Origin of the sequence: Microbacterium sp. C5A9 (assembly GCF_022627955.1) — a bacterium.
Lineage (GTDB): Bacteria > Actinomycetota > Actinomycetes > Actinomycetales > Microbacteriaceae > Microbacterium.
On the sequence record NZ_JABXGD010000007.1, the window covers coordinates 205,489 to 232,384 of the forward strand.

Below are 26,896 nucleotides of genomic sequence, written 5' to 3' on the forward strand. Positions count from 1 at the left end.
CGGGGACGCTCAGGCGTCCTCGTCGCGCAGACGCTGCGGGCCGGCGCCCTGTGTGCCGAGCGCGTCGTCGGGGTTGAGCAGCCCGCAGGCCTTCATCGACAGGCACCCGCAGCCGATGCATCCGGTCAGCTCGCGCTCCAGGCGCTCGATGCCCTCGCGACGCTTCTCGAGCTCGCGCTTCCAGCGCCGCGAGGCGCGCTGCCAGTCGTCGTGACTCGGGGTCTCGGTGAGCGGCACGTCGGCGAAGGCGGCCTGCACATCGGACAGGGGGATGCCGAGGCGCTTCGCGACCGTGATGAGCGAGACGCGGCGCAGCATGTGACGCGCATAGCGCCGCTGATTGCCGGCGGTGCGCGTCGACGCGATGAGCCCCAGGCCCTCGTAGAAATGCAGAGCGGAGGGGGCCACGCCGGTCCTCCTGCTCATCTCGCCGATCGTGAGCGGCTCGTCGGGGGCGTGCGCGACCCGCTCGGACTCTTCTTCCCTGCTCAGGACGACCTCCTCGATTTGACCTCAAGTGTACTTGAGGTCTTACGGTTGCATACGTGACCTCGACAGGAAGTGCCCGATGACCTACGTGATCGCGCTGCCCTGCGTGGATGTCAAGGATCGTGCGTGCATCGACGAATGTCCGGTCGACTGCATCTATGAGGGCGAGCGCTCGCTGTACATCCACCCCGACGAATGCGTCGACTGCGGCGCGTGCGAGCCGGTCTGCCCCGTCGAGGCGATCTACTACGAAGACGACCTGCCCGACCAGTGGCAGGACTACTACAAGGCCAACGTCGAATTCTTCGACGAGATGGGATCCCCCGGTGGTGCCGCGAAGGTCGGCCTCATCGAGCGCGATCACCCGATCATCTCCGCACTTCCGCCCCAGGAGGCACCCGAATGAGTAGGCACATCGATGAGCACTGACCAGCAGCCCGCCGCACCCGTCCCGTCCGAGGTGGGCGAGGGGCTGAAGGCGGCGTTCCGCGCGCACCCGGCCGGGGTCGCGATCATCACGGCGATGACTCCCGACGGCCCTGTGGGTCTCACCGCGTCGAGCGTCGCCTCGGTGGCCGTCGACCCGGCGGCGATCGTGTTCTCGGTGACGCGGGCCACGGGCAGCGCCGGTGCGATCCTGGGCGCCGAGAGCTTCGTCGTGCACCTGATCGACGACGCGCACTCGGCGCTGGCGCAGAGCTTCGCCGTGAGCGGGGCCGAGCGCTTCACCCCCGACCAGGGCTGGAGCTCTCTGCCCACGGGCGAGCCGTACCTGCCCGCAGCCCGTGTGGCGATGCGTGCGCACCCGATGACGACCGTCGCGGTCGGCTCGTCGACTGTGGTGATCGCCGAGGTCGACGAGGTGATCCTCGGTCGGCCGGGGCGACCGCTCGTCTACGTCGATCGCCGATTCCACTCGCTGCCGCACGACCAGAACTGACCTCCGAACGAAAGGAAACAGCATGTCCGCTGCGTACACCCTCCCCGAACTGCCGTACGACTACTCGGCACTCGCGCCGCACATCTCCGGCAGGATCATGGAGCTGCACCACTCGAAGCATCACCAGGCCTATGTGACCGGCGCGAACACCGCCCTCGAGCAGCTGGCCGCGGCCCGCGAGTCGGGTGACTTCGCCGCCGTGAACAAGCTCGAGAAGGATCTCGCCTTCAACCTCGGCGGACACATCAACCACTCGGTGTTCTGGGAGAACCTCTCGCCCGACGGCGGCGGCAACCCCGAGGGCGAGCTCGAGGCGGCGCTCACCGACGCGTTCGGGTCGATCGATGCCTTCCGTGCGCACTTCACCGCCACCGCGCTCGGCGTGCAGGGCTCGGGCTGGGCCGTGCTCGCGTGGGACAGCGTCGGCGCGCGACCGGTCATCTTCCAGCTGTTCGACCAGCAGGGCAACGCGCCGCTCGGTGTGACCCCGCTGCTGCAGCTCGACGTCTGGGAGCACGCGTACTACCTCGACTACCTCAACGTGCGCGCCGACTACGTCAAGGCGTTCTGGGAGCTCGTGAATTGGTCCGACGTGCAGCGTCGGTTCGCAGCCGCGCAGGAGAAGACCCAGGGCCTCATCGTCGCCCGCTGATCGCTGCGGAAGTCCGCCCGACTGCTGCTCCCGGGGTGCCGGGACGCCGCGTCGGGCGGACTTCTCGGCGTCGGGCGCAGGATGAATCAGTATCCGGCCGCCCATCGGGGAGATCCCCGCCCGTCACGGAGCCACGACGACAGCGCAGCAGAGCAGCGCGGCAGATCAGCTCAGCAGAGCAGCGCGGCAGATCAGCTCAGCCGAGCAGCTCGCCTGTCAGCTCCTCGATGCGGCGGCGGATCTCGTCGCGGATCGGGCGCACCGACTCGATGCCCTGGCCTGCCGGGTCGTCGAGCTTCCAGTCCTCGTAGCGCTTGCCGGGGAAGAACGGGCAGGCGTCACCGCATCCCATCGTGATGACGACGTCGGATGCCTGGACGGCCTCGGTCGTGAGCACCTTGGGCTGCTCGGCGGTGATGTCGATGCCGAGTTCACCCATCGCCTCGACCGCGATCGGGTTGATCTGGTCGGCCGGCATCGACCCGGCCGAGCGCACCTCGATGCGGTCGCCGGCGATGTCGCGCAGGAATCCGGCGGCCATCTGCGAGCGGCCGGCGTTGTGCACGCAGACGAAGAGGACGGAGGGCGTGGTGTGGGTCATGGTGTCTCCAGGGTAAGGGCGGGCGCGGGTGTCGTGGGTGTCACGGACGCGTGGCGATCTGCATGACTGCCGGTGCTGCGCAGCATCCGCTCGCCGACGGGTCGAACTCGCTCGATCCGCCGCACACTCCCGTCTCGGGGAGCGCCAGCTCGTTGCGCGCGGCCGCCTCGTGATCGCCGGCCAGATGGGCGGTGACGCTGCGCACCTGCTCGTAGCCCGTCAGTGCGAGGAAGGTCGGTGCGCGGCCGTACGACTTCATCCCGACGATGAAGAACGTCGGCTCCGGCTGGACGAGCTCGCGGGCCCCCGTGGCGCCGACGGATCCGCAGGAGTGGATGTTCGGATCGATCTCTGCGGCGATGCCCGCGACTGCTTCGAGCGACGCATCGAGGTCGAGGCGCAGCTCACGCAGGATCTCGGTGTCCGGACGGAACCCTGTCAGCGCGAACACGCGGGAGACGCCGTCGACCTCGCGGCCGTCCTCCGAGGTGATGACCAGGGCATCCCGGTCTCGTCGGAACGCGGCCACACGGAACTCCGTGACCACGTCGACGACTCCCGATGCGATCGCCCGCCGTGCGCGCGAGCCGAGAGCGGCCCGTTCGGCAAGCCCGTCTCCGGTTCCTCCGCCGAACACTCCGGACGCGCTGCCGCGGCGCAGAAGCCAGGTCACCCGGGTGCCGGGCGCCCGGCGAGCGAGATCGACGAGCCTCAGCACGGCGTGCGTCGCTGAGTGCCCGGCGCCGACGACGGCGACGTGCGACCCTGCGAGTGGCGAGACGTCGCTCGGCACCCGGTAGGAGATGAGGTCGGATGCCGCAGTCTCGCCGGGCGCAGGGTAGCCGTCGGCGCCGGCCGGATTCGGCAGGCCCCACGTGCCGCTCGCGTCGATGACCGCCCTCGCGATGATCCGCTCTTCGCGTCCCCGGATGTCGCGCGTGTGCACGACGAACGGCTGACTCCGACGATCGCTGTCGATGGTCTTGTCGCGGCCCTGCCGAGCGACCCCGGTCACCGTCGTGCCGAGACGGACGCGGTCGCCGAGGGCGGCGGCGAGAGGGGCGAGGTAGTCGGACACCCACTCGGCTCCGGTCGGGTAGCCGGAGGACGGGGCAGCCCATCCCGTCGTCTCGAGAAGGCGACGGGATGCCGCATCGACCAGCTCGGGCCATGCCGAGAAGAGCCGGATGTGCCCCCACTCCGAGACGGCTGCCCCGGCCGTGGCGCCCCGCTCGAGCACCACGACGTCGATGCCGCGGTCGATCAGGTGCGCCGCGGCGGCGAGGCCCTGAGGCCCTGCGCCGATGACTGCGACGGGTAGATCCGGCATGACATCTCCTCGAATCGATCAACTTCAATATGAAGCATCCGTCACATATCGAAGAATGTCAATGCGTGAGAGGATGGCGGTATGACCCTTCCGGTGACCATCGCGGAGACCGCCTGCTGCGCGCCGCGGGCGGCCTCGGCTCTGCCCCTCGCCGAGGCCGAGCGCATCGCCCGACTGTTCAAGGCGCTCGGCGACCCGTCGCGCATCCGTCTGCTCTCGCTGATCTCCGCGGCCGAGGGGGGCGAGGCCTGCATCTGCGATCTCACCGAACCGATCGGCCTTTCTCAGGGAACCGTCTCTCACCACATGAAGCTGCTCACCGACGCGGGTCTCGTCACCCGGGAGCAGCGCGGCAAGTGGGCGTACTTCGCCCTGACGGACGGTGCGCTCGACGCGGCGGGCGACGCCCTGCGTGCTCTCTGACGGGCCTGCCAGCCACTCCCGGTAGGCTCGAATCGTGCCCGCACCCCTCATCGCCGCTTCGGCGCGCGCTCCGCATGAGCTGCGTTCGGCGACCCCGATGAGGACGTCGATGCGTGTCGTGATGCACCCGGGAACCAACGGGTGGACCAGCGTCTGGGGCACCCTCTCGCACGGCGAGATCGCGGGCTGCCCGCCGCCACGCGACTAGACCACGCCTCGACAGGGGTGTGGTCTTCTGCGCCATCCCACCCCTTCTTCCGCGTGAGGTCTTCTCGTGTCCACTTCTCCGTCCCGTCTTCGCCTTGCTCCGCACGAACTGTGGCGCGGCATCCGCTCCACCGCCCGCAGCGACGTGCTCGGCGGGTCACTCCTGCTCGCCGCCACCGTCGCTGCGCTGATCCTCGCCAACACCCCCGCCGTCTCCTGGTACGAGTCCGTGCGGGACTTCACGTTCGGCATCCCCGAGCTGCATCTCGATCTGAGCGTCGGGGCCTGGGCGGCCGACGGTCTGCTCGCGATCTTCTTCTTCGTCGTCGGGCTCGAGCTGAAAGAGGAGTTCGTGACCGGCCGCTTGCGTGATCCTCGCGCGGCGGCGCTGCCGATCGCCGCCGCGGTCGGCGGCGTCATCGTGCCGGCGCTGATCTTCGTGCTCATCAACCTCGGCAGCGGAGCCGACGTGCTGCGCGGTTGGGCGATTCCCACGGCGACGGACATCGCGTTCGCGGTGGCGGTGATCGCCGTCGTCGGAAAGTTCCTTCCTCCCGCGCTGCGTGTGTTCCTGCTGACGCTGGCGATCATCGACGACCTGATCGCGATCACGATCATCGCGACGTTCTACACCGACTCGATCAGCTTCCCCTGGCTCGCCCTGGCGCTGCTTCCCCTCGCGGGCTTCGCGTTCCTCGTGCAGAGGGGCGTGCGTGCGTGGTGGATCCTGCTTCCTCTCGCGCTCGCGGTCTGGGTCTGCATCCACGCCGCCGGCGTGCACGCGACCGTGGCCGGCGTGCTCCTCGGGTTCGTCGTGCCGGTCGTTCCGACGGAGCGCGCGCGGGTGCGTGCGGGGGAGGATGCCGACGGCGAGCCCGTGTACGACGGGATGGCACCGCACTTCGCGGATCGCTGGGGCGTCGTGGCCACGCTCTTCGCGGTGCCCGTCTTCGCCTTCTTCGCGGCCGGTGTGACGATCGGCGGAATCGACGGGCTGGTATCGGCCCTCACCGACCCCCTCACGATCGGCATCATCGTCGGCCTCGTGCTGGGCAAGCCGATCGGCATCCTCGTGACCACGTTCCTGCTCAGCCGTGTGCCGGCGCTGCGTCTCGACGAGTCGCTGCGCTGGCCCGATCTCACCGGCATGGCGTTCCTCGCCGGCATCGGCTTCACCGTCTCGCTGCTGGTCGGCGAGCTCGCCTACGGCGCGAGCTCCGTCGCCGACGAGCACGTGAAGATCGGCGTGCTGCTCGGGTCGCTCATCGCCGCGGTCGTGGGCGGGGCGCTGCTCGCGAGGCGCAACGCGCGGGCGCGCAGGGCGCAGCTCGCGGACTGATCTCGCGGAGAGGCGGCGCGGCTACGGAACGAGCCGCGCCGTCGTCCCTCTCACGTTGAGCTCATAGGGCAGGGCTGCGGGGATGCCGGCGGCCTCGCCCTCGGTGAGCTTGGCGAGCACGGCTTCTGCTGCCCGTTCCCCCTGACCGAGGGGGAACTGATCGACGGTCGTGAGGCGGAAGAACTCGCCGAGCTCGTGGCCGTCGATCCCGATGATCGACAGATCGCCCGGCACGGCGAACCCGAGATCGCGGGCGGCGAGGATCGCGCCGATCGCCATCTCGTCGGATGCGGCGAACACCGCGGTGGGCCGAGGGCCGGGGCGGCCGAGCAGCTGCTTCGCGGCGCGGTATCCGCCCTCGACGGTGAAGTCCGCCGGCTCGAGGAACGCGGGATTCAGGGGGATGCCGGCCTTCGCCAGCGCCTTCTCGAAGCCGAGGCGGCGGTTGGTCGGGATGTGGAAGTCGATGTCGAACTCGGGGTTCGCGCCGATGTGGGCGATGTCGTGGTGACCGAGGCCGATCAGGTGCTCGGTCGCGAGCTGGGCGACGGTGACGTCGTCGACGGTCAGGGTGTCGAGCTTGGGGTTCGGGCCGCCGATCGCGATCACCGGCAGTCCGAGGTCGAGCAGGTATTGGGTCTCGTCGTCATCGAGCTCGATCGACACGGCGATCACGGCATCCACCCGCTGGCGGCGCAGGAAGGTGTCGAACACGTGCCGGCGCACGTCCTTGTCGGCGGTGATGTTGTAGAGCGTGATGTCGTAGCCCTCCCGCATCAACGCGGCCGAGACCCCCGACAGCACGGTGCTGAAGAACCAGCGGTCGAGGAACGGCACGACGACGCCGATGTTGCGGGTGCGGCCGGATGCCAGGCTCGATGCCCGCGACGACACGACGTAGCCGAGCGCCGATGCGGCCTCCTGCACGCGCAGCCGTGCGGACTCCGACACGTGGCCTCGTCCGCTCAGTGCGCGCGAGACCGTGGCGGTCGAGACGCCGGCGAGCCGGGCGACCTCATCGATGCTCGCCATGGGAGTCCTCTCGGAGGGTGTGGGGGCTGCGAGACCCCGCTCCTGCCGCGAGATCCGCCGTCGGAGCGGCGGCCTCGTGCAGAGAGCGGGGTCTCGTCAGACTACGTCAGGCCTTCGTGTACCAGACGGCGGTGTCGACCGGCAGCGCGGTGCCGTCGAACGGCTGGCTGCTGACGATGACCGTGGCGCCGGCCGGCAGTTCCAGCGGCTTCGTGCCGAGGTTCGCCAGCACGTGCACGGCTCCGCGGCGGAAGGCGACGGCGTGCGTGCCGGCGTCCTCCCACACGAGCGACCCGCTGCCGAACCCGTGCTCGCGGCGCACGGCCAGCAGCTGCTTGTACAGCGACAGCGTCGAGGTCTCGTCCTTCTCCTCGACCTCTCGCGAGTACGCTGCCCAGTCGGCGGGCTGCGGCAGCCACGAGGCGCCGGTCTCGTTGAAGCCGAACGCCGGAGCGTCGGCCTCCCAGGGCAGCGGCACGCGGCATCCGTCACGTCCGTAGCGCTCGCCGTTGGTGCGGAACCAGGTCGGGTCCTGACGGAACGCGTCGGGGATCTCCATGGCCTCGGGCAGGCCGAGCTCCTCGCCCTGGTACAGGTACGCGGAGCCGGGCAGCGCGAGCATCACGGTCGTCGCGGCGCGGGCGCGGGCGAGTCCGATCGCGGTGTCGGGCTTGTGCGGGGTGTTCGGGCCGATGCCCTCGCCCTGCGGGTTGTCGTCGGTCAGCGCGAGACGTGAGGCGTGTCGCACGACGTCGTGGTTCGAGAGCACCCAGGTGCTCGGCGCGCCGACCGCACCGAACTCGTCGAGCGACTCGCGGATGACGTCGCCGAGGGCCTTCGCGTCCCACTCCGTCATGAGGTACGGGAAGTTGAAGGTCTGGTGCATCTCGTCGGGGCGCACCCAGAGAGCGGTCTGCTTCAGCGTCGGCATCCAGGCTTCACCGCACAGTGCGCGGTCGCCGTCATACTCGGCGAGCACCCGGTGCCAGTCGCGATAGATGTCGTGCACGCCGTCCTGGCCCCAGTACGGCACGTTCGCCTCGCCGCCGCCCATCGAGTCGGCGTCGGCCGGCGGGGTGTAGTCGGGCAGGCCGTCGGCCTTGATCATGCCGTGGGCCACGTCGACGCGGAAGCCGTCGACGCCGCGGTCGAGCCAGAAGCGCAGGATCGACCGGAACTCCTCGCGGACCTCTTCGTTGTTCCAGTCGAAGTCGGGCTGCGTGGGGTCGAAGATGTGCAGGTACCACTGGCCCGGGGTGCCGTCGGCCTCGGTGACGCGTTCCCACATGCCGCCGCCGAAGACGGACTCCCAGTTGTTCGGCGGGAGCTCGCCGTTCTTGCCCTTGCCGTCGCGGAAGATGTAGCGCGCGCGCTCGGGGCTGCCGGGGGCCGCCTTCAGCGCCTCCTGGAACCAGGCGTGCTGCGCCGACGAGTGGTTCGGGACCAGGTCGACGACGACCCGGATGCCGCGGGCGTGCGCCGCGTTGAGCATGGTGTCGAAGTCGTCGAGCGTGCCGAACAGCGGGTCGACGTCGCGGTAGTCGGCCACGTCGTAGCCGGCGTCACGCTGCGGGCTCGTCATGAACGGGCTCAGCCAGATCGCGTCGACGCCGAGCTCCTTCAGCGAGTCGAGGCGGCTGGTGATGCCGGGCAGGTCACCGATGCCGTCGCCCGAGGCGTCGGCGAACGAACGAGGGTAGATCTGGTAGATGACCGCACTGCGCCACCACTCGGAACCGGGGGCTGCGATCTGCTCAAGCTGTGCCATGGCAACAGGCTAGTGCAAACGCTTGCAGGTCCGCCACCGCTGAGATCGAATCGTTTCGGGGGAGTGGAGTTCGAGTCCGATCCGTGTCGGCTTGCAGCCCCGGGAGTATGCTTCGTGCATCCGACGACTGGAGGCTGTCATGGTTCCCGAGATCAACTACTGGGCGGTCCTGCTCGCCACGGCCTCGAGCATGATCGTCGGCTCGGTCTGGTACGCGCCGAAGGTCTTCGGCACGCGCTGGTCGAAGCTCGCGAACGTCGACATGGATCGGCCGTCGTCGAGCGCGACGCTGGCGATCATCACCACCGTGTTCGTGAGCTTTGCGACGGCCTGGGTGCTGGCCGGAGCATCCGCCATCGCCTGGCACTTCTACGACGGGTCGTTCTTCTGGGCCGCCGTCGTCACCGGGGTGCTCCTGTGGGCGGGCTTCACGGCTGCGCGGTTCATCACGCATGACGCGTTCGAAGGGCGTCCGACCGCGCTGACGACCATGAACATCGCGCACGAGCTGGTCACGATCGTCATCATGGCGGTGCTGATCGGCGTGTGGCCACCCGCGCTCGGCTAGGCCTGCGGGCTCGGGTCGCCCGTCGTCAGATCCTGCGCGAACATCACGAGGATGCCGCTGGGGCCGCGCAGGTACGTGAGCTTGTAGACACCCTGATAGTTCGCCACCCCGCGCAGCGGCTGATACCCGTGCCGAGCGGCGATCGCCAGCGACTCGTCGATGTCGTCGACCGAGAACGCGACCCGGTGCATCCCGATCTCGTTCGGCAGTGTGGGCTCGGTCTCGATCGCCGCGGGGTGGATGTACTCGAACAGCTCGAGCCGGCCGTGGCCGTCGGGAGTCGTCAGCACCGCGATCCTGGCATGGTTGCCGTCGAGCCCGACGGCGGTGTCGGCCCAGTCGCCGCTGACCTCGTCGCGCCCCATGACCGTGAGCCCGAGATCGGTGAAGAAGGCGATCGTCGCCTCGAGGTCGCGCACGGCGATGCCGACGTTCTCCAGTGTGATGGGCATGGCCGGATGATACCCGGGAGGGCGGACGTCGGAGAAGGGCGCAAGATCTAGACCTTTGCCCCTTCCGCCGAGACTTCTTGGTATGCCAGCATTTTTCTCGTGACCTCCTGGTCGCCTGCGGGCCGTGAACTCGGACCGCGGTCCTGACCTAGGGGGTCTTGATGTCGGGTCCTTCGCGCCGTTCGGCGCCCTGGATGATCGCCGCGGCGCTCGTCGCGGCGGCGCTGGTCGCGGGTGCGGCGACGGCCGCGTCCGGTGATGCGACGCCGGACGACCCGACCGCGTCAGGCGCCGCCCCCGATCCCACGCTGTCGGTCTCGATGGCCTACGAGTTCCTCGACGCCCGCGTCGACGAGTTCTGCGATGGCGACGGTCGCTGCCTGCCTCGCAGCTACCAGGGCGGATTCTTCACCGACCTGCCGACATGGGACTTCACGCCCTCGTTCGTCTACGACGACGCTCTCGTGATCATCGCCTACACGGCTCGGGGCCTGCCCGATGATCTCCGCCGCGCGCAGGCGGTCGGCGACACCCTGCTGTTCGTGCAGGACGAGGACCCGATCGGCGACGGGCGCGTGCGCACCTCGTACGAGCCGCACGGCATCGGGCAGGGGCGGGTCGAGATCACGGGCCCCGGCACCTTCACCGGCAACCAGGCCTGGACCGGTATGGCCCTCACCCGGCTCTTCCACGCGACGGGGGAGCAGAAGTACCTCGACGGCGCGGTGCGGATCGCGCAGTGGATCCAGGCGAACACGGCCGACATGGCACGTGCCCCTTACGGGTACACGGGCGGACAGCTCGAAGACGGCACCTCGCTGGTCTGGAAGTCGACCGAGCACAACAGCGACATCGCCGGGTTCTTCACCCAGCTGGCGCAGCTCACCGGCGACTCCGTCTGGGCCGATCGAGCCGCGGTCGCCACCGACTTCGTCGCCGCGATGCAGAGCGCCGACGGCCATGTCGACACCGGGACGCTGCTGGACGGCTCCACCGTGAACACGCACCCGGTGCCCCTCGACTCGCAGACGTGGACCTCGCTCGCGACCGGCGACGACCGCTACGACACGGCGCTCGACTGGACGCTCGCGAACCTCATCGCCACCGACGGCCAGTACCAGGGGCCGTCGATCAGCGACACCGACGTGTCGAAGGTGTGGTTCGAGGGCAGCGGTCACCTCGCCCTGGCGCTCAAGCTGCGAGACGGGGCAGGAGACGCGGATCGCGCCGAGGCCCTGCTCGACAGCATCCGCCTCGGCCAGCGCGATGCGGCGAACGGCGACGGCAAGGGGATCGTCGCGACCTCGACCGACGGCCTCGACTCCGGCTTCGGAGACCTCTACTACGCGAGCCTGCACACCGGAGCCACGGCCTGGTATCTGCTCGCGGCCGCGGGCGACAACCCGTTCAGCCTTCCGGCCGACTGACTCCGGCCGGCGCCGCGGACGGCGTACCTGCGCGAGCCGGTGGAGGGTGCGCGCTGGTTAGGCGGCGACGCGGGCGATCGCGGCGACCGCGCTCGTGAAGAAGTCGACTCCGTCGATGCCCGACCGCATCGCTGCCGCGGTGTCCGGGCCGAAGCCCGCCTCGGTGGCGTGCTCGGGGTGCGGCATGAGCCCCACGACGTTGCCCGCCTCGTTGGTGAGGCCCGCGATGTCGCGCAGCGAGCCGTTCGGGTTCACGCCCGCGTAGCGGAACGCGACCAGGCCCTCGCCCTCGAGACGGTCGAGCGTCTCTTCGTCGGCGATGTACCCGCCGTCGGCGTTCTTCAGCGGGATCGTGATCTCCTGGCCGGTGCGGAACCGGTTGGTCCACGCCGTGTCGGAGTTCTCGACGATGAGCTTCTGATCGCGACGCACGAAGTGCTGGTGGTCGTTGCGGATCAGGCCGCCGGGCAGCAGGTGCGCCTCGACGAGCATCTGGAAGCCGTTGCAGATGCCGAGGATCGGCATGCCCTTGGCGGCGGCGTCCTTGACCTCGGCCATGATCGGCGAGAGCGCGGCGATCGCACCGGCGCGCAGGTAATCGCCGTAGCTGAAGCCGCCAGGCAGCACGAGCGCGTCCACGCCCTCGAGGTCGTGCGAGCCGTGCCACAGGGCGACGGGCTCGGCGCCGGCGATGCGGACAGCACGCTGTGCGTCGCGATCGTCGAGCGATCCGGGGAAGGTGATGACCCCGATGCGCGTGGTCACTCGGCGACCTCGATGCCGACGACATCCTCGATCACGGAGTTGGAGAGCACCTCGTCGGCGATGCGGCGGGCCTCGGCGAGGATCTCGTCGGTGACCTCGCCCTCGACGGTGAGCTCGAAGCGCTTGCCGATGCGGACATCGGTGAAACCCTCGACGCCCAGGCGGCTGAAGGCGCCGGAGACGGCCTTCCCCTGCGGGTCGAGCAGTTCGGGCTTGGGCATGACGTCGACGACGATGGTGGGCATGAACGGCTCCGGGAGTCGCGGGCGGACGGGCGCGACCAGTCTACCGGCTCGCGACCGGCTCGATTCCCTGGGTGTCGGGCCTCAGGCGTGGAAGACGGTGTGCAGGTCGCCGATCGCGTCACGACCGCCGAGGCCGTCGATCTCGAACAGCACCGAGATGCCGACCACGTGGCTGCCGAGGCGCTCGACCAGCTGGCGTCCTGCGGCGAGCGTGCCACCGGTCGCGAGCACGTCGTCGATCAGCAGCACCCGCGAGCCCGCGGGCAGATCGTCGTGCATCTCGATCGTGGCGGTGCCGTACTCGAGCGCGTAGTCGACGGATGCCGCGGGACGGGGCAGCTTGCCCGCCTTGCGGATCGGGATGAGGCCGACGCCTGCCGCGATCGCCGCGGCTCCGGCGAGGATGAACCCGCGCGCTTCGATGCCGGCGACCACGTCGAACTGACCCTCGAACGGGGCGATGATCGCGTCGGTCGTGGCCTTCAGTGCCTCGGCGTCGGCGAGCAGCGGGGTGATGTCGCGGAAGATGATGCCGGGCTCCGGGTAGTCCGGGATGCTGCGGATCAGCGACTCGGCACGGACGAGAGCGGGGGAGAGTTCGGTGTCGGGCACCGGACAAGGGTACGCCACGGGGTGGGCTTGACATTCGTGGGAGCGCTCCCATAGAGTCGCTGATCAATGCGTGGGAGCGCTCCCACGCATCCCGACAGCACCTGCACCATCACCGCACGACCCACCACAAAGGAGTGACCTGTGAACACACGTGCCCGCACCCGGATCCTCACCGCGACCGCCGCGGCATCCGTCTCCGTCCTGGCCCTCGCCGGCTGTGCAGCCGGCAGCGGCGACGACGCCGAGGGAGGCGACGACAAGATCACGCTGACCGTCACGACGTTCGGAACCTTCGGCTACGAAGACCTCTACGACGAGTACGAGAAGGCGAACCCGAACGTCACGATCGAGGCGACCAACATCGACACCGGCGGCAACGCCCGCACCGACGCCTTCACGAAGATCGCCGCAGGCTCGGGTCTCAGCGACGTCGTCGCGATCGAAGAGGGATGGCTCGGCGCGATCATGGACGTGTCCGACACGTTCGTCGACCTGCGCGACTACGGCATCGAAGACCGCAAGGCCGACTGGGTCGACTGGAAGTACGGTCAGGCGACGGACGCCGAGGGGCGCGTGATCGGCTACGGCACCGACATCGGCCCGAGCGGCATCTGCTACAACGGCGCGGCCTTCGAGGCCGCAGGCCTGCCCAGTGACCGCGAGTCGGTCGCCGAGCTGCTCAACGGCGACTGGGAGAACTACTTCGCGGTCGGCGCCGACTACACGGCCAAGACCGGCAAGGCCTGGTACGACCACTCCGGCTTCGTCTGGAACGCCATGGTCAACCAGCTCGACGAGGGCTATTACACGACCGACGGCGAGCTGAACGTCGAGGACAACGCCGAGCTCAAGGAGCGCTTCGAGCTGCTCGGGGCCGCGACCGAGGGCGGACAGTCCGCCGCGCAGACCGCGTGGGACTGGAACGGCGGCAAGTCGTTCGTCGACGGCACCTTCGCGACCTTCGTCTGCCCGGGCTGGATGCTCGGCGTGGTGCAGGGTCAGGTCGAGGCCGGCGGCGGCGACGCGACGACCGGCTGGGACTTCGCCGACGTGTTCCCCGGCGGCGCGGCCAACTGGGGCGGCGCCTTCCTGTCGATCCCCGAGACCTCGCAGCACAAGGAGGCCGCGGCCGAGCTCGCCGACTGGCTGACGCAGCCCGAGCAGCAGGTGAAGCAGTCCGCCGCCGCGGGCAACTTCCCCTCCACCATCACGGCGCAGGAGACGCTCGCGTCGGAGGCGACCCCCAACGAGTTCTTCAACGACGCGCCGACCGGGGCGATCCTCGCCGAGCGGGCGAAGGGCGTCGTGGCGCAGTTCAAGGGCGCTGACGACTCGGTCATCCAGGAGAACGTCTTCGGTCCGGCCCTCAGCGGCCTCGACCGTGGCGAGACCGACACCCAGGGTGCCTGGGATGCCGCGGTCGAGCTCCTGAACGAGCTGGTCGGCTGACCCAGCCGCCGCATCCCTCCGGCTGTCGAGCGAGGACGACGCACCGCGTGTCGTCTCGGTGCTTCGCTCCTCGCTCGACGGCCGGAGGTGGCCACACGCCGGTCGTCGAGTGAAGACGACGACGTCGCCCGAGACGAAACGCGTCATCCGATGAAGGAACCCTCATGACTCTCACTGCGGAACGCCGCGACACGGCATCCGAACAGCCGAAGACGGATGCCGCCGGCAGGCGTCCCTGGCGGCATCGCCTGTCGCGGTTCGACCAGAACGCGTCGCCGTACTTCTACATCTCGCCGTTCTTCCTGCTCTTCGGCCTGGTCGGCCTGTTCCCGCTGATCTACACGGTGTGGGTGGCCGTGCACGAATGGGACCTGCTCAAGGGGCAGGGGGAGTTCGTCGGCGCGGGCAACTTCGTCGAGATCCTCGGCGACGGGATGTTCTGGAACTCGATCTTCAACACGCTGAGCATCTTCCTGCTGTCGGCGATCCCGCAGCTCGCTGTCGCACTGGTCATCGCCTACCTGCTCGACCGCGGCCTGCGCGCTCCCACATTCTGGCGCATGAGCGTGCTCATCCCGTTCGTGGTCACCCCGGTGGCCGTCGCGATCATCTTCTCGAGCATCTTCAACGAGGCCGACGGTCTCGCCAACAACCTGCTGAACCTGATCGGCATCGCCGACCAGGAGTGGAAGCACAACACCGCGCTGTCGCACCTCGCGATCGCCGTCATGGTGAACTTCCGCTGGACCGGCTACAACGCGCTGATCCTGCTCGCCGCGATGCAGGCGGTGCCCCGCGACCTCTACGAGTCCGCCGCGCTCGACGGCGCCGGCGCCGCGCGCCGCTTCTTCTCGATCACGATCCCGACGATCCGCCCGACGCTGATCTTCGTGATCATCACCGCCACGATCGGCGGTCTGCAGATCTTCGCCGAACCGCGTCTGTTCGACGTGTCGACCGCCGGCGGCATCGGCGGCAGCGATCGACAGTTCCAGACGACCGTGCTGTTCCTGTGGGAGCTCGCGTTCTTCCGGCGGGATCTCGGCGAGGCATCCGCCGTCGCGATCCTGCTGTTCCTGCTCATCGTCGGCATCGGCGTGATCAACTTCCTCATCTCGCGGCGCATCTCCACCGGGGATGCTCCGAAGAACCGCGCCGCGCGCCGCCGTGCACGCACCGCATCGAACGCTGCCGCGAAGGCCGCAGCAGGTACGACGATCGCCACCACGACCGAGGAGAACGCGCGATGACCGCCACCCAGGCACTCAGCGTCCCCGAGAAGCTCGCACGCCGCCGCGGGGCCGTCGGCGGCAACGCCGGGATCGGCAGCCGGCCCGGGTTCCTCACCTACGGTCTGCTCGCCGCGTTCATCATCGGCAGCGTCTACCCGCTGTGGTGGTCGGTGGTCGTGGCGAGCGGCACCAACGCGACCCGCGGCGAGACCCTGCCGCTCATCCCTGGCGGCAACTTCTTCGCGAACGCGGCCAAGGTCTTCGACGCGATCCCGTTCTGGCTCGCGCTCGGCAACTCGTTCCTCATCTCGGGGATCATCACGATCTCGGTCGTGACGTTCTCGACCCTCGCGGGCTATGCATTCGCCAAGCTGCGGTTCAAGGGGCGAGACGGACTGATGATCTTCGTGATCGCGACCATGGCGATCCCCACGCAGCTCGGCATCATCCCGCTGTTCATGCTGATGCGCGAGCTCGGCTGGACCGGCTCGATCGGCGCGGTCATCGTGCCGACCCTCGTCACGGCCTTCGGCGTCTTCTTCATGCGGCAGTACCTGGTCGACGTGATCCCCGACGAGCTCATCGAGGCCGCGCGCATGGACGGCGCGAACCAGTTCCGCACGTTCCTGACGGTCGGCATCCCCGCCGCCCGACCGGCGATGGCGATCCTCGGACTCTTCACCTTCATGACCGCATGGACCGACTACCTGTGGCCGCTGATCGTGCTCTCCCCGCAGAACCCGACCCTGCAGACGGCGCTCAGCCAGCTGCAGTCGGGCTACTACATCGACTATTCGATCGTGCTCGCCGGCGCGGTGCTCGCGACCCTTCCGCTGCTCGTCCTCTTCGTGGTGGCGGGTCGGCAGCTGGTCAGTGGCATCATGGCGGGCGCGGTGAAAGGATGACCCGTATGACCCGCGCCTTCCCCGAGAACTTCCTCTTCGGAGCCGCGACAGCGGCGTACCAGATCGAGGGCGCGGCCTTCGAGGACGGGCGCACCGCATCGATCTGGGATGCGTTCAGCCGCGAGCCGGGAGCGGTCATCGGAGGCGACAACGGCGACGTGGCGTGCGACCACTATCACCGGTATCCGCAGGACATCGCGCTCATGAGGCAGCTCGGACTGCAGACGTACCGCTTCTCGACCTCGTGGTCTCGGGTGCGACCCGACGGCGGCGCCGTGAACCCGAAGGGCGTCGACTTCTACGAGCGCCTCGTCGACGAGCTGCTCGCGAACGACATCCTGCCCTGGCTCACGCTGTACCACTGGGACATGCCGCAGGCGCTGCAGGAGACCGGCGGCTGGACCAACCGCGACACGGTCGGTCGCTTCCTCGAGTACGCGGGCACGATGCACGACGCGCTGGGTGACCGGGTGAACGTGTGGACGACGTTGAACGAGCCGTGGTGCTCGTCGTTCCTCTCGTACACGGGCGGCGAGCACGCGCCGGGGCACACCAGCGTCGCCGAGGGGCTGCTGTCGGCCCACCACCTGCTTCTCGCCCACGGCGAGACCGTGCGCGAGCTGCGCGGACGCGACGCGAGCCTCGACCTCGGCATCACCCTGAACCACACGGTCGCCGACCCTGCCGACCCGACGAACCCGGCCGACGTCGATGCCGCACGTCGCGTCGACGGCCAGTTCAACCGCTGGTTCCTCGACCCGATCTACCGCGCCGAGTACCCGGCCGACATCGTCGAGGACATCCGCGCGGTCGATGCCGAGGCCGTGGCGCGCTTCGAGGCCGCCGTGCACGACGGCGATCTCGCGACCATCGCCCAGCGCATCGACACGCAGGGCGTGAACTACTACCACGGTGACCTGGTCTCGGGCACGGCACCCGAGGTCGCACCGGTCAGCGGCGGCCCCGCCACGGGGCGCCCCGGTCGCAGCCCCTATCCGTCGTCGGACGGCATCCACGCCGTCGAGCGCGGTCTCCCGCGCACCGCGCAGAACTGGGAGGTGCAGCCCGAGGGGCTGACCCGCCTGCTCCAGCGGGTGTGGTCGGAGTACGCCGAACCCGCCGGCACCGTGCTGTACATGACCGAGAACGGGGCCGCCTACGACGATGCGCCGATCGTGCAGAACGGCGAGGTCCGGGTGCACGACGACCCGCGCACCGAGTTCCTCCGCCTGCACCTCGGGGCGGTGCTCGACGCGGCGGATTCCGGCGTCGACGTGCGGGGCTACTTCTACTGGTCCCTGTTCGACAACTTCGAGTGGGCGTGGGGCTACGACAAGCGCTTCGGCATCGTGCGGGTCGACTACGACACCCAGGAGCGGTCTCTCAAGGACTCCGGCCGGGAGTACGCTCGCATCATCGCCGCTCGCTCTCTCTGAGCCGGGCGCTTTCGGATCGCTCAGGCGCCCCTGTTCCTCGTCGGAAGGGTCGCCTGAGCGATTCGAACGGTGATCAGTGTCGGAGTACGAGGGAGAGCTGTGTCGTCACGAGCGACCATCGAAGAGGTGGCGTCGGCCGCCGGGGTCTCGCGATCGACCGTGTCGCGGGTGGTGAACGGTTCGACGGCGGTGAGTCCCGAGGCGCTCGTCGCGGTGCAGCGCGCGATCGAGGAGCTCAGCTATGTGCCGAACCGCGCGGCCCGCTCACTCGCCTCGAGGCAGACGCACGCGATCGCGCTGATCGTTCCCGAAGACACCACGCGATTCTTCGGCGACCCGTTCTTCGCCGAGATCGTCGCGGGCATCACCGGGGCGCTCCGTCGCTCGGACTACCTGCTGAACCTGCTCATCGCGAGCGACGACCCCGGCGACAAGATGACGAGCTTCGTGCGCAACGGCGGCGTCGACGGCGCGCTCATCGTGTCGCACCACACGAGCGACGCGTTCATCGAGCGCGTGGCTGATGCGGTGCCGGTGGTCTGGGGCGGCCGCCCCACCCGGTTCCGCGACGGCGACTACGTCGTCGACGTCGACAACGTCGCGGGGGCGCGCACGGCGACGACGCACCTGATCGAGCGAGGACGTCGGCGGATCGCGACCATCGGCGGCCCCGTGACGATGGTCTCGTCGGCCGATCGCGTGCAGGGATTCCGCAGCGCACTGGCGGATGCGGGGCTGACGCCGTTCGCCGAGGAGGCGGGTGACTACAGCGAGGCGAGCGGGGCGGAGGCCGCGCGACGCATCCTCGCCGTCGGACGCCCCGATGCGATCTTCGTGGCGAGCGACCTCATGGCCCGGGGCGCTCTCACCGCGCTGCGCGGTGCCGGCATCCGGGTCCCCGACGACATCGCGATCGTCGGCTTCGACGACTCCTCGGTCGCCCAGAGCACCGACCCGCAGCTGACCACGATGCGGCAGCCCATGTATGCGCAGGGCGAGGCGATGGCCGGAGTGCTGCTCTCGCGCCTGGCGGGCGGCGATCCCGAGCACCTGACGATCCTGCCGACCGAACTCGTGGTCCGCGAGTCGGCGTAGGCTGTAGTCGAGCGCGGGTGCGGACCCCACGCCCCCTCGAAGAGGCCCGCACCGCGTCGATGCCCGATCACCCGAAGACCGGACTGAATGTCGTCAGGCATTCTCAGCCCCCGCTTAGCCTGAACGGTCATTCAACAACTAATATAGAGGTTTGGCTTCGATTTTCGAAGTCGTCCGATTTCTGGGGAAGAGGACGAAATGGCACGATCCGACGACCGCAACCGACAGGTGCGCGAGCGTGCACGCGAGGTCATCCTGCTCTCGGCGACCGAGCTCTTCGGCGAGAAGGGCGTCGCCGGCGCCAGCATCGCGGAGATCACGCGGCGGGCCGGAGTCGCTCAGGGGCTCGCGAACTACCACTTCGGTGCGAAGGACCAGCTGGTCGGCGCCGTGATCGACCGGTGGTTCGAGATGCTCTTCGACATCCCGCAGCGGCCGGGATCCCCGGATGAGAAGCTCGCGGGCATCATCGACGGGGTGCTCATGGCCACGGGTTTCGCACTGCCCCTGCAACGTGCGGTGCTCGCCATGCAGCAGCAGCCCGAGACCCATCGGCTCTTCGCCGAGTCCGAGCAGCGGTTCGTCGAGCAGGCCGCGGCCTCGGAGGAGATCGTGCGTGGCATCTTCCGTGATCGCGGAGCCACCGACCCCGCACTCGAAGAGGTCATGCTGCGCAGCACTCTCGAGGGCATCGTGATCAAATACGCCGTCTACGGAGACTCGTTCCCCCTCGAAGACGCGCGTCGGTGGATGTACCGCCTCTACGACCTGCGAGAGCCCGAGGAGCCGCTGGCGCTCGAGCTCGCTCCCCGCGACGCCGATCTCCGGCTGCGCGCGATCCGCGCGGTGCGACCGACGCACTGACCGGTCGGGTCACCCCAGCTGCATCCGGGCGAACGCTCCCAGCACGACCCGCTCCGACTGCACGAGGTAGCGCTCGAGCTCTGCGGCGCCTTCCTGCGCCCCTCGCTCGAGGAAGGTGTCGAGCACGGCGCGGTTCTTGCGCACGAACGGCTCGTGGAGCGAGCGCGGTTCATCGATCTTCAGGAACGCGAGCCTCAGCTCCGCGGCCAGGTCGCGATACGTGCGGGCCAGGCGGGGACTGTCGGCGAGATCGACCAGCGCGACGTGGAACGCCATGTTGGCGCTGCCCACCTCGCGCCAGGTCTGGGTGTCGTCGAGCAGTGCGTCCTGAGCGGCGGCCTCGGCGGCGCGCACCGCCTCCTGCATCCGCTGGACGGCGGGGTGCTCGGGCTCGGAGTGCAGCAGCGCCGTGCATTCGATGACACGGCGAGCCCGGTAGATGTCGATGACGTCGGCGATCGTCGGTGAGGCGACGGAGACGCCCCGGTGCGGCACGTGCTCGAGCAGTCCCTGCGCGGAGAGGGCGCGGAACGCCTCGCGCAGCGTGTTCCGCGCGACGCCGAAGTGCTCGGCGAGGGCCGACTCCGACAGGCGCGACCCGGGGGCGAATGCTCCGTCGATGATCTGCTGTCGGAGCGCATCGGCGAGCATGCCCTGCTGAGTCATGCCTTCATCGTAGGCGGCGTGCTGACGGATCGTTCCCGGGGTCGCGTCGGGACGTGCACGAACGCAACGTCGCTGTAGCACAGTCGAAACAAAGTTGTTGAACAATAATGCTCGATCCGTTCTACACTGGGTCTCGATCGAGACCCACCAACGACGATGGGAATTCCCCCGCCATGTCAGAGAACACCACAGCCTCGCTGTCCTCCGAAGACGAAGCCCGCGTCGCGGCCGCCAAGAAGCGGGCAGGCCGCAGCGCCGTGATCGGCGCGATCTTCCTGATGGCGACCAGCGCCATCGGCCCCGGATTCATCACGCAGACCGCCACGTTCACCGCGACGATGGGGGCGGCCTTCGCGTTCGCGATCCTCGTCTCGATCCTCGTCGACATCGCGGTGCAGCTGAACATCTGGCGCATGATCACCTCGTCGGGAAAGCGCGCCGGAGAGCTCGCGAACAGCGCCATCCCGTTCTCGGGGCACGTGATCGCCGTGCTCGTCGTGATCGGCGGCCTGGCCTTCAACATCGGCAACATCGCCGGCGGCGGCCTCGGCCTGAACGCACTGCTCGGCATCGATCCCAAGCTCGGCGGCGCCCTCACCGCTGCCCTCGCGATCATCATCTTCCTCGTCAAGAAGGCCGGACCGGTGATGGACGTCGTGCTGGTCGTGCTCGGCATCGGCATGATCGTGATGACCGTGGTCGTCGCCGTCATCGCCCAGCCGCCCATCGGCGAGGCGCTGCGACAGACGTTCGTCCCCGACGAGCTCAACTTCGCCACCATCACGACGATCGTCGGCGGAACCGTCGGCGGATACATCACCTATTCGGGGGCGCACCGCTACCTCGACTCCGGTCACACCGGCCCCGAGCAGGCCGGTCCGGTCATGCGCGCCGCGACCAACGGCATCCTCGTCACCGGCGTCATGCGCTACGTGCTGTTCCTCGCGATCCTCGGTGTGGTCGCGTCGGGCGTCTCGCTCGACCTCTCGAGCCAGGCCGCGAACCCGGCAGGGCAGGCGTTCGGCGCCGTGCTCGGCGACGCGGGTCTGCGCATCTTCGGCGCGATCTTCTGGGCCGCGGCGATCAGCTCGGTCATCGGCGCGGCGTACACCTCGGCGACCTTCCTCTCGACCTTCACGAAGAAGCTGAAGGGAGGGTGGCCCCTGCAGCTGGCGACCGTCGCCTTCATCGTCGTCTCGCTGATCGTCTACCTGTCCATCGGCACGGCGCCGGCCGCGATCCTCGTCTTCGTCGGCGGCTTCAACGGGCTCATCCTCCCCATCGGCCTCACGGTCTTCATGTACATCGGCTGGTTCCGCCGCGATCTGCTCGGATCGAAGAAGTACCCGATGTGGCTGCTCGTCGCCGGTACGCTCGTGACGCTGCTCACCTGGTACATGGGCATCGTCTCGGTGGGCCCCATCTTCGCCTTCCTCGGAATCGGAGCGTGACCCCATGACATCGATCGACCTGAACTCCGATCTCGGCGAGAACGTCCCCGACCGCATGGTCAGCGACGACGAGAGCATGCTCGGACTCGTGACGAGCGCGAACGTGGCATGCGGCTTCCACGCGGGCAGCCCCGAAGGCATCCGTGCGACGCTCGCGAGCGCCGTGGCCGGGGGAGTCGTCATCGGCGCCCACCCCGGATATCGGGACTACGAGAACTTCGGTCGCACGAAGGTCGACATCGACTCCGCGACGCTGCAGGCGCACGTCGAGTACCAGCTCGGCGCCCTGATCGGTCTCGCCGCGGCGGTGGGCGGCACCGTCGCCTACGTGAAGCCGCACGGAGCGCTGTACAACACGATCGCCCGCGACGAGCGGCAGTCGAAGGACGTGGTGGCCGCGATCCGTGCGATCGATCCGAGCCTCGTGCTGCTCGGGCTCGCCGGGGGCGTCGTGCTCGACGTCGCCGCACGTGCGGGGCTCGCGACCGCGGCAGAGGCCTTCGCCGACCGGGCCTATCAGCCCGACGGTCAGCTTGTCTCGCGCACCGAGCCCGGCTCCGTGCTGCACGACCCCGCCGAGGTCGCCGAGCGGATGGTGCGCCTCGCCGGAGAGGGAGTGATCCGCGCGATCGACGGCACCGACGTCCCGGTCAGCGCGCAGTCGATCTGCGTGCACGGCGACAGCCCGGGGTCGGTCGCGATGGCGGCCGAGACCAAGCGGATGCTGCAGGATGCGGGCATCACGATCGCACCTTTCGCGGGCGTCTGACATGACCGTCCTCGCCACCGCCGAACAGCTCGCCGAGGCGCGTGCGGCCCGCGCCGCCATCCGGGCGGGCCACGCTGCGCCGACCAGCGGGGTCGCGACCGGTCTGACCCAGGCCAACCTGATCTCGGTTCCTGCGGACTGGGCCTTCGAGACGCTGCTCTTCGCGCAGCGCAATCCGAAGCCGTGTCCCGTGCTCGAGGTCATCGAACAGGGTGAGGTCGAGTCACGGCTCGCGCCGGGCAGTGACATCCGCACGGACATCGGTCGATACCGCATCTGGCGCGACGGCGAACTGGCCGACGAGGTCACCGACGCGACGGCGGCCTGGGCGGAGCATCCCGACCTCGTCTCGTTCCTCATCGGATGCAGCTTCACGTTCGAATCCGGACTCGTGCAGGCGGGCATCCCGATCCGCCATCAGGAGCTCGGCCGCAACGTGCCGATGTATCGCACCGCGGTGCCCTGCGCACCCGCGGGTCGTCTGAGCGGAGAGATGGTCGTGTCGATGCGTCCGATCCCGGCGGGTCGCGTGGCGGATGCCGTGCAGATCTCCGGGCGGACCCCCGCCGTGCACGGTGCTCCGGTGCACATCGGCGATCCGGCGTCCCTCGGAATCCTGGATCTCGCCCGGCCCGACTTCGGCGACGCCCCCGAGGTGCGCGAGGGCGAGGTGCCGGTGTTCTGGGCCTGCGGCGTCACCCCGCAGGCCGCGATCATGGCCTCGAAGCCGCCGTTCGCCATCACGCATGCGCCGGGATACATGTTCATCACGGACGTTCCGGATGCGGAGTACCTCGTCTGATGCGCATCCTCACGGCATCCGATCACGCGCTCCTCGTCGAGGCCGCCGACCTCGACGAGGCGATGCGCCTCAACCTCGCCTGGCGCGGGGTGCGCGGTGTCGTCGAGCGCATCCCCGGGGCGCGCACCGTGCTCGTGCGCTTCGATCCTCTGGTCGTCTCGGCCGTCGACCTCGCGGACGCGCTCGCCGCGACCGAGGTCGACGCGGCTCACCTGCCGGCGACCGGCGAGGTCACGGTGCCCGTGCGGTACGACGGCGAAGACCTCGATGAGGCGGCATCCCTGCTGGGTGTGTCGGGGGACGAACTCGTGAATCGCCACCTCGCCGCCGACTGGAAGGTCGCCTTCTCGGGCTTCGCCCCCGGGTTCGGCTACGTGGTGAGCACCGATCCCCTCTTCGACGTGCCTCGTCGCGCGTCGCCCCGTACCCGCGTGCCGGCGGGATCGGTGGCGCTCGCCGGACAGTTCACCGGGGTGTACCCGCGTGAGAGTCCGGGTGGGTGGCAGCTCATCGGTCGCACGGACGCCCTGATGTGGGACATCGACCGCGACCCGCCGGCGCTGCTGTCGCCCGGCACGACGGTACGGTTCGAGCACGTGCGCGAGCAGGTCGTGATGTCGGCCGTGGTGTCGGAGAACGCAGATCACGCGGCCGACAGCGGGCGCGTTCCCGAGCGGCACGCCGCCGCAGCGGCGCCCGCTCCGGACTCTCCCGCGTCCGCCGCGATCGAGATCGTGCGTCCCTCGCTGCAGCTGCTCGTGCAGGATGCCGGACGCCCGGGTTTCGCGGCGCTCGGCGTCTCGGCCTCCGGCGTGGCCGATCGCCGTGCGATGCGCGACGCGAACCGCGCCGTCGGCAACGAGACCGGCGCCGCCGTGCTCGAGAGCGTCGGCGGTGCGGTGCTGCGCTTCCGCGGCGCCGGGGTCGCGGCGGTCACCGGCGCCGTCGGCTCCCTCGATCTCGTGGATGCCGGCGGCGTGGTGCGCCGGATCGCCCACGGCGAGCCCTTCGCCACCGTCGACGGAGACGAGCTCACCCTCGGGCATCCCGCCGGCGGTCTGCGCTTCGTCGTCGCGGTCCGCGGCGGTGTGGCCGCAGAGTCGGCGCTGGACAGCCGCGCGAGTGACACCCTCGCCGGGCTGGGTCCCGCGGCGCTCGCCGCGGGAGACGTCGTCCGTGTGGGCGATCGCGCACGGCATCCCGTCGAGCCCGATGCGCTCCCGCGTGTGCTTCCGGCGCCCGGTGATCTCGTCGATCTCGAGATCACCCTCGGCCCGCGCGACGACTGGTTCACGGCGGAGGCCCTCGCGACCCTCGGCGCCCAGGAGTGGACGGTGACACCGCGATCCGACCGAGTCGGCATCCGGCTCGAGGGGGCACAGCCGCTCGAGCGCGCGATCGGTGGGGAGCTGCCCAGCGAGGGAGCCGTCACCGGGGCGATCCAGGTGCCTCCCGACGGTCAGCCCGTGCTGTTCCTGCCCGATCACCCGCTCACCGGTGGATATCCGATCATCGGCGCCGTCACCGACAGCAGCCTCGACCTCGCCGGGCAGCTGCCGCCCGGCGCACGTGTCCGTTTCATCGTCAAGGAGACCTCATGACCACGGTGTTGATCGCGAATCGCGGAGAGATCGCCGTGCGCGTCATCCGCGCCTGCGCCGAAGCCGGGTACACGTCCGTCGCGGTCTACGCCGACCAGGACGCCGATGCCCTGCATGTGCGACTCGCCGACGAGGCGCTCGGCCTCGGCGGAGACACCGCGGCGAGCACCTACCTCTCGATCGATGCGCTGATCGACGCGGCGCGCAGGAGCGGCGCGGATGCGGTGCACCCCGGTTACGGGTTCCTCTCGGAGAGCGCCGAGTTCGCGCGGGCCGTCGAGGCCGCCGGCCTCGTCTGGATCGGCCCCTCGCCCGACAGCATCGACGCACTCGGCGACAAGATGACCGCGCGCCGGATCGCGCAGCGCGTCGGAGCGCCGCTGGCGGCCGGCACCGACCAGCCCCTCGCCGGGCCCGCTGAAGCCGTGGCGTTCGCCGAGCAGCACGGGCTTCCGATCGCCATCAAGGCCGCGTTCGGCGGTGGCGGCCGCGGGCTGAAGGTCGTGCGGGAGCTGTCGGAGGTCACCGACGCGTTCGACGCGGCGACTCGCGAGGCGATCGCCGCCTTCGGTCGCGGGGAGTGCTTCGTCGAGCGCTTCCTCGAGAGCCCGCGCCATATCGAGGTGCAGGTGCTCGGCGACGGACGCGGTGGCGTCGTGGTCGTCGGCGACCGTGACTGCTCGATGCAGCGTCGAAACCAGAAGCTCATCGAGGAGGCGCCTGCGCCCGGGCTGTCGAGCGATCAGCGCACACGGTTCCACGACGCGGCCCGGGCGATCTGCGCCGAGGTGCAGTACCGCGGCGCGGGAACCGTGGAGTTCCTGCTCGCGGCCGACGGCACGATCTCATTCCTCGAGGTGAACACCCGCCTGCAGGTGGAGCATCCCGTGACCGAAGAGGTGACCGGCACCGATCTGGTGCGCGAGCAGTTCCGCATCGCCTTCGGAGAGGGCATCTCCTTCGCCGAGACGCCGGTGCCCGCCGGGCACGCCTTCGAGTTCCGCATCAACGCGGAGGACCCCGGTCGCGGATTCCTGCCGAGCCCTGGTCGAGTGGCCTCGCTGCGCGTGCCCGGCGGCCCCGGCGTGCGCTGGGACAGCGGCATCGAGGCGGGCGACGCCGTGCAGCCGGCCTTCGACTCGATGATCGCGAAGCTCATCGTGCACGCCGAGAGTCGTGATGGGGCACTCGTGCGGGCACGACGGGCGCTGCGCGAGCTCGCGGTCGAGGGGCCGGCGACGGTCATCCCCTTCGATCGGCTCGTTCTCGACGACGATGCGTTCGCCACTGACACCTTCGCCGTGCACACGCAGTGGATCGAGAGCACGCTGCTGCCGCGCCTCGAACCGCAGCTGCGTCCGGCACCCGTCGCCGATGTCGCGCTCCAGCGCGTCCCCGTCGAGATCGACGGACGCCGCGTCATGCTCGGACTCCCGATCGGTCTGCTCTCGGGTCTCGGCGGACCGGCGGATGCCGAGGGCGCAGCCTCCGCATCCGATCCGACCGAACTCCGCTCGCCCGCGCCGGGGACGCTCGTGCGCTGGCTCGCCGATGACGGTGCGCGCGTGGCGGAGGGCGACGCGGTCGCGGTGCTCGACGCGATGAAGATGGAGACCACCGTCGTCGCCCACCGCGCCGGCGTTGTGTCGCACCGGGCCGAGCTCTCGTCGACGATCGCCCCGGACGGTGTGCTCGCCGTGATCGACTGAGCGCGGTCAGCCGCCGGACGCGACGATCCCGGATGCCGCAGCGGCAGCATCCGGGATCGTCGTGTTT

The 26,896-nt window shown here is 69.6% G+C and carries 29 protein-coding genes; 19 read left to right on the forward strand and 10 right to left on the reverse strand.

What is annotated here, in order from left to right:
- Positions 1 to 9: 9 nt before the first annotated feature.
- On the reverse strand, positions 10 to 492 hold the full coding sequence (soxR, locus tag HWD99_RS14575) for a redox-sensitive transcriptional activator SoxR (protein ID WP_274618304.1): 483 nt from the start codon (positions 490 to 492) through the stop codon (positions 10 to 12).
- A 76-nt stretch (positions 493 to 568) separates the two neighbouring features.
- On the opposite strand from soxR, the gene fdxA reads away from it, so the two are divergent.
- The 3 genes from fdxA to HWD99_RS14590 are packed head-to-tail and all read left to right on the forward strand — an operon-like array spanning position 569 to position 2,081.
- Positions 569 to 895, forward strand: a complete 327-nt coding sequence (gene fdxA / locus HWD99_RS14580) for a ferredoxin (protein ID WP_241796912.1) — start codon at positions 569 to 571, stop codon at positions 893 to 895.
- Between the two features lie 12 nt (positions 896 to 907).
- Positions 908 to 1,429 (forward strand): flavin reductase family protein, encoded by a 522-nt coding sequence (locus tag HWD99_RS14585; RefSeq protein ID WP_241796913.1) that lies wholly within the window; start codon positions 908 to 910, stop codon positions 1,427 to 1,429.
- Positions 1,430 to 1,451: 22 nt separating this feature from the next.
- Positions 1,452 to 2,081, forward strand: a complete 630-nt coding sequence (locus HWD99_RS14590) for a superoxide dismutase (protein WP_241796914.1) — start codon at positions 1,452 to 1,454, stop codon at positions 2,079 to 2,081.
- A gap of 196 nt (positions 2,082 to 2,277) precedes the next feature.
- Here HWD99_RS14590 and HWD99_RS14595 read toward each other — a convergent pair whose 3' ends face one another.
- Together HWD99_RS14595 and HWD99_RS14600 are read right to left on the reverse strand one after the other, a co-directional pair.
- Complete coding sequence (locus HWD99_RS14595) at positions 2,278 to 2,682, reverse strand: arsenate reductase ArsC (protein WP_241796915.1); 405 nt, start codon at positions 2,680 to 2,682, stop codon at positions 2,278 to 2,280.
- 40 nt (positions 2,683 to 2,722) lie between these two features.
- Positions 2,723 to 4,012 (reverse strand): NAD(P)-binding domain-containing protein, encoded by a 1,290-nt coding sequence (locus HWD99_RS14600; protein ID WP_241796916.1) that lies wholly within the window; start codon positions 4,010 to 4,012, stop codon positions 2,723 to 2,725.
- Positions 4,013 to 4,093: 81 nt separating this feature from the next.
- Between HWD99_RS14600 and HWD99_RS14605 the strand changes: the two genes are divergently transcribed.
- From HWD99_RS14605 to nhaA, 3 genes are all read left to right on the forward strand, one after another.
- Positions 4,094 to 4,435 (forward strand): helix-turn-helix transcriptional regulator, encoded by a 342-nt coding sequence (locus HWD99_RS14605; protein ID WP_241796917.1) that lies wholly within the window; start codon positions 4,094 to 4,096, stop codon positions 4,433 to 4,435.
- Between the two features lie 34 nt (positions 4,436 to 4,469).
- Positions 4,470 to 4,643, forward strand: coding sequence for a hypothetical protein (locus tag HWD99_RS14610; RefSeq protein WP_241796918.1), 174 nt, complete (start codon positions 4,470 to 4,472; stop codon positions 4,641 to 4,643).
- Positions 4,644 to 4,709: 66 nt separating this feature from the next.
- Positions 4,710 to 5,981, forward strand: a complete 1,272-nt coding sequence (gene nhaA, locus HWD99_RS14615; RefSeq protein ID WP_241796919.1) for a Na+/H+ antiporter NhaA — start codon at positions 4,710 to 4,712, stop codon at positions 5,979 to 5,981.
- Positions 5,982 to 6,002: 21 nt separating this feature from the next.
- Here the strand turns inward: nhaA and HWD99_RS14620 are convergent, their stop codons facing one another.
- Both HWD99_RS14620 and HWD99_RS14625 read right to left on the reverse strand, forming a co-directional pair.
- Positions 6,003 to 7,013 carry a LacI family DNA-binding transcriptional regulator gene (locus HWD99_RS14620; protein WP_241796920.1) on the reverse strand — a complete coding sequence of 337 codons (1,011 nt, stop codon included), beginning with the start codon at positions 7,011 to 7,013 and terminating at the stop codon, positions 6,003 to 6,005.
- Between the two features lie 106 nt (positions 7,014 to 7,119).
- Positions 7,120 to 8,781: a glycoside hydrolase family 13 protein gene (locus HWD99_RS14625; RefSeq protein WP_241796921.1), complete on the reverse strand. Its 1,662-nt coding sequence runs from the start codon at positions 8,779 to 8,781 to the stop codon at positions 7,120 to 7,122.
- 139 nt (positions 8,782 to 8,920) lie between these two features.
- On the opposite strand from HWD99_RS14625, the gene HWD99_RS14630 reads away from it, so the two are divergent.
- Positions 8,921 to 9,349 (forward strand): DUF1761 domain-containing protein, encoded by a 429-nt coding sequence (locus HWD99_RS14630; protein WP_241796922.1) that lies wholly within the window; start codon positions 8,921 to 8,923, stop codon positions 9,347 to 9,349.
- Here HWD99_RS14630 and HWD99_RS14635 read toward each other — a convergent pair.
- On the reverse strand, positions 9,346 to 9,801 hold the full coding sequence (locus tag HWD99_RS14635; protein WP_241796923.1) for a VOC family protein: 456 nt from the start codon (positions 9,799 to 9,801) through the stop codon (positions 9,346 to 9,348). The genes HWD99_RS14630 and HWD99_RS14635 overlap by 4 nt on opposite strands.
- Positions 9,802 to 9,962: 161 nt before the next feature.
- Here HWD99_RS14635 and HWD99_RS14640 point away from each other — a divergent pair, with 161 nt between their 5' ends.
- Complete coding sequence (locus HWD99_RS14640) at positions 9,963 to 11,228, forward strand: hypothetical protein (RefSeq protein WP_241796924.1); 1,266 nt, start codon at positions 9,963 to 9,965, stop codon at positions 11,226 to 11,228.
- A gap of 57 nt (positions 11,229 to 11,285) precedes the next feature.
- Here HWD99_RS14640 and purQ read toward each other — a convergent pair whose 3' ends face one another.
- The 3 genes from purQ to HWD99_RS14655 form a co-directional block, all read right to left on the reverse strand.
- On the reverse strand, positions 11,286 to 11,993 hold the full coding sequence (gene purQ / locus HWD99_RS14645; protein WP_241796925.1) for a phosphoribosylformylglycinamidine synthase subunit PurQ: 708 nt from the start codon (positions 11,991 to 11,993) through the stop codon (positions 11,286 to 11,288).
- Positions 11,990 to 12,238: a phosphoribosylformylglycinamidine synthase subunit PurS gene (gene purS, locus HWD99_RS14650; RefSeq protein ID WP_079112131.1), complete on the reverse strand. Its 249-nt coding sequence runs from the start codon at positions 12,236 to 12,238 to the stop codon at positions 11,990 to 11,992. Before purS ends, purQ begins: the two co-directional genes overlap by 4 nt.
- A gap of 81 nt (positions 12,239 to 12,319) precedes the next feature.
- Positions 12,320 to 12,850 (reverse strand): adenine phosphoribosyltransferase, encoded by a 531-nt coding sequence (locus HWD99_RS14655; protein ID WP_241796926.1) that lies wholly within the window; start codon positions 12,848 to 12,850, stop codon positions 12,320 to 12,322.
- Between the two features lie 141 nt (positions 12,851 to 12,991).
- Here HWD99_RS14655 and HWD99_RS14660 point away from each other — a divergent pair, with 141 nt between their 5' ends.
- The 6 genes from HWD99_RS14660 (at position 12,992) to HWD99_RS14685 (ending at position 19,831) form a co-directional block, all read left to right on the forward strand.
- Complete coding sequence (locus tag HWD99_RS14660) at positions 12,992 to 14,299, forward strand: ABC transporter substrate-binding protein (RefSeq protein ID WP_241796927.1); 1,308 nt, start codon at positions 12,992 to 12,994, stop codon at positions 14,297 to 14,299.
- A 164-nt stretch (positions 14,300 to 14,463) separates the two neighbouring features.
- Positions 14,464 to 15,549, forward strand: coding sequence for a carbohydrate ABC transporter permease (locus HWD99_RS14665; protein WP_241796928.1), 1,086 nt, complete (start codon positions 14,464 to 14,466; stop codon positions 15,547 to 15,549).
- A complete protein-coding gene (locus HWD99_RS14670) occupies positions 15,546 to 16,436 on the forward strand; it encodes a carbohydrate ABC transporter permease (protein WP_241796929.1) in 891 nt (296 codons plus the stop codon). Before HWD99_RS14665 ends, HWD99_RS14670 begins: the two co-directional genes overlap by 4 nt.
- Before the next feature lie 5 nt (positions 16,437 to 16,441).
- Positions 16,442 to 17,872: a glycoside hydrolase family 1 protein gene (locus tag HWD99_RS14675; protein ID WP_241796930.1), complete on the forward strand. Its 1,431-nt coding sequence runs from the start codon at positions 16,442 to 16,444 to the stop codon at positions 17,870 to 17,872.
- A gap of 99 nt (positions 17,873 to 17,971) precedes the next feature.
- A complete protein-coding gene (locus HWD99_RS14680) occupies positions 17,972 to 18,967 on the forward strand; it encodes a LacI family DNA-binding transcriptional regulator (protein ID WP_241796931.1) in 996 nt (331 codons plus the stop codon).
- A gap of 198 nt (positions 18,968 to 19,165) precedes the next feature.
- Positions 19,166 to 19,831 carry a TetR/AcrR family transcriptional regulator gene (locus tag HWD99_RS14685; protein WP_241796932.1) on the forward strand — a complete coding sequence of 222 codons (666 nt, stop codon included), beginning with the start codon at positions 19,166 to 19,168 and terminating at the stop codon, positions 19,829 to 19,831.
- Positions 19,832 to 19,840: 9 nt separating this feature from the next.
- Here HWD99_RS14685 and HWD99_RS14690 read toward each other — a convergent pair whose 3' ends face one another.
- The gene (locus tag HWD99_RS14690) at positions 19,841 to 20,497 is read right to left on the reverse strand and encodes a GntR family transcriptional regulator (RefSeq protein WP_241796933.1); all 657 of its coding nucleotides are present in this window, start codon (positions 20,495 to 20,497) and stop codon (positions 19,841 to 19,843) included.
- Positions 20,498 to 20,670: 173 nt separating this feature from the next.
- Between HWD99_RS14690 and HWD99_RS14695 the strand changes: the two genes are divergently transcribed.
- From HWD99_RS14695 to HWD99_RS14715, 5 genes are read left to right on the forward strand one after another with little or no spacing between them, the layout of a single operon-like run.
- Entirely contained in the window at positions 20,671 to 21,948 is a 1,278-nt protein-coding gene (locus HWD99_RS14695) for an NRAMP family divalent metal transporter (protein WP_241796934.1), read from the forward strand.
- A 4-nt stretch (positions 21,949 to 21,952) separates the two neighbouring features.
- Complete coding sequence (locus tag HWD99_RS14700; RefSeq protein ID WP_241796935.1) at positions 21,953 to 22,717, forward strand: LamB/YcsF family protein; 765 nt, start codon at positions 21,953 to 21,955, stop codon at positions 22,715 to 22,717.
- Between the two features lies 1 nt (position 22,718).
- Complete coding sequence (locus HWD99_RS14705; RefSeq protein ID WP_241796936.1) at positions 22,719 to 23,519, forward strand: putative hydro-lyase; 801 nt, start codon at positions 22,719 to 22,721, stop codon at positions 23,517 to 23,519.
- Positions 23,519 to 25,120, forward strand: coding sequence for an urea amidolyase family protein (locus tag HWD99_RS14710; RefSeq protein WP_241796937.1), 1,602 nt, complete (start codon positions 23,519 to 23,521; stop codon positions 25,118 to 25,120). Before HWD99_RS14705 ends, HWD99_RS14710 begins: the two co-directional genes overlap by 1 nt.
- A complete protein-coding gene (locus tag HWD99_RS14715; protein ID WP_241796938.1) occupies positions 25,117 to 26,829 on the forward strand; it encodes a biotin carboxylase N-terminal domain-containing protein in 1,713 nt (570 codons plus the stop codon). The genes HWD99_RS14710 and HWD99_RS14715 overlap by 4 nt, the downstream gene beginning before the upstream one ends.
- Positions 26,830 to 26,896: the final 67 nt, after the last annotated feature.

What these genes read in the sequence shown, in the direction of transcription:
- fdxA (WP_241796912.1), top strand. Translation starts at nt 569, where the DNA reads ATGACCTACGTGATCGCGCTGCCCTGCGTGGATGTCAAGGATCGTGCG.
- HWD99_RS14585 (WP_241796913.1), top strand. Translation starts at nt 908, where the DNA reads ATGAGCACTGACCAGCAGCCCGCCGCACCCGTCCCGTCCGAGGTGGGC.
- HWD99_RS14590 (WP_241796914.1), top strand. Translation starts at nt 1,452, where the DNA reads ATGTCCGCTGCGTACACCCTCCCCGAACTGCCGTACGACTACTCGGCA.
- HWD99_RS14595 (WP_241796915.1), bottom strand. Translation starts at nt 2,682, where the DNA reads ATGACCCACACCACGCCCTCCGTCCTCTTCGTCTGCGTGCACAACGCC.
- HWD99_RS14600 (WP_241796916.1), bottom strand. Translation starts at nt 4,012, where the DNA reads ATGCCGGATCTACCCGTCGCAGTCATCGGCGCAGGGCCTCAGGGCCTC.
- HWD99_RS14605 (WP_241796917.1), top strand. Translation starts at nt 4,094, where the DNA reads ATGACCCTTCCGGTGACCATCGCGGAGACCGCCTGCTGCGCGCCGCGG.
- HWD99_RS14620 (WP_241796920.1), bottom strand. Translation starts at nt 7,013, where the DNA reads ATGGCGAGCATCGATGAGGTCGCCCGGCTCGCCGGCGTCTCGACCGCC.
- HWD99_RS14625 (WP_241796921.1), bottom strand. Translation starts at nt 8,781, where the DNA reads ATGGCACAGCTTGAGCAGATCGCAGCCCCCGGTTCCGAGTGGTGGCGC.
- HWD99_RS14630 (WP_241796922.1), top strand. Translation starts at nt 8,921, where the DNA reads ATGGTTCCCGAGATCAACTACTGGGCGGTCCTGCTCGCCACGGCCTCG.
- HWD99_RS14635 (WP_241796923.1), bottom strand. Translation starts at nt 9,801, where the DNA reads ATGCCCATCACACTGGAGAACGTCGGCATCGCCGTGCGCGACCTCGAG.
- HWD99_RS14640 (WP_241796924.1), top strand. Translation starts at nt 9,963, where the DNA reads ATGTCGGGTCCTTCGCGCCGTTCGGCGCCCTGGATGATCGCCGCGGCG.
- purS (WP_079112131.1), bottom strand. Translation starts at nt 12,238, where the DNA reads ATGCCCACCATCGTCGTCGACGTCATGCCCAAGCCCGAACTGCTCGAC.
- HWD99_RS14665 (WP_241796928.1), top strand. Translation starts at nt 14,464, where the DNA reads ATGACTCTCACTGCGGAACGCCGCGACACGGCATCCGAACAGCCGAAG.
- HWD99_RS14670 (WP_241796929.1), top strand. Translation starts at nt 15,546, where the DNA reads ATGACCGCCACCCAGGCACTCAGCGTCCCCGAGAAGCTCGCACGCCGC.
- HWD99_RS14675 (WP_241796930.1), top strand. Translation starts at nt 16,442, where the DNA reads ATGACCCGCGCCTTCCCCGAGAACTTCCTCTTCGGAGCCGCGACAGCG.
- HWD99_RS14685 (WP_241796932.1), top strand. Translation starts at nt 19,166, where the DNA reads ATGGCACGATCCGACGACCGCAACCGACAGGTGCGCGAGCGTGCACGC.
- HWD99_RS14690 (WP_241796933.1), bottom strand. Translation starts at nt 20,497, where the DNA reads ATGACTCAGCAGGGCATGCTCGCCGATGCGCTCCGACAGCAGATCATC.
- HWD99_RS14695 (WP_241796934.1), top strand. Translation starts at nt 20,671, where the DNA reads ATGTCAGAGAACACCACAGCCTCGCTGTCCTCCGAAGACGAAGCCCGC.
- HWD99_RS14700 (WP_241796935.1), top strand. Translation starts at nt 21,953, where the DNA reads ATGACATCGATCGACCTGAACTCCGATCTCGGCGAGAACGTCCCCGAC.
- HWD99_RS14705 (WP_241796936.1), top strand. Translation starts at nt 22,719, where the DNA reads ATGACCGTCCTCGCCACCGCCGAACAGCTCGCCGAGGCGCGTGCGGCC.
- HWD99_RS14710 (WP_241796937.1), top strand. Translation starts at nt 23,519, where the DNA reads ATGCGCATCCTCACGGCATCCGATCACGCGCTCCTCGTCGAGGCCGCC.
- HWD99_RS14715 (WP_241796938.1), top strand. Translation starts at nt 25,117, where the DNA reads ATGACCACGGTGTTGATCGCGAATCGCGGAGAGATCGCCGTGCGCGTC.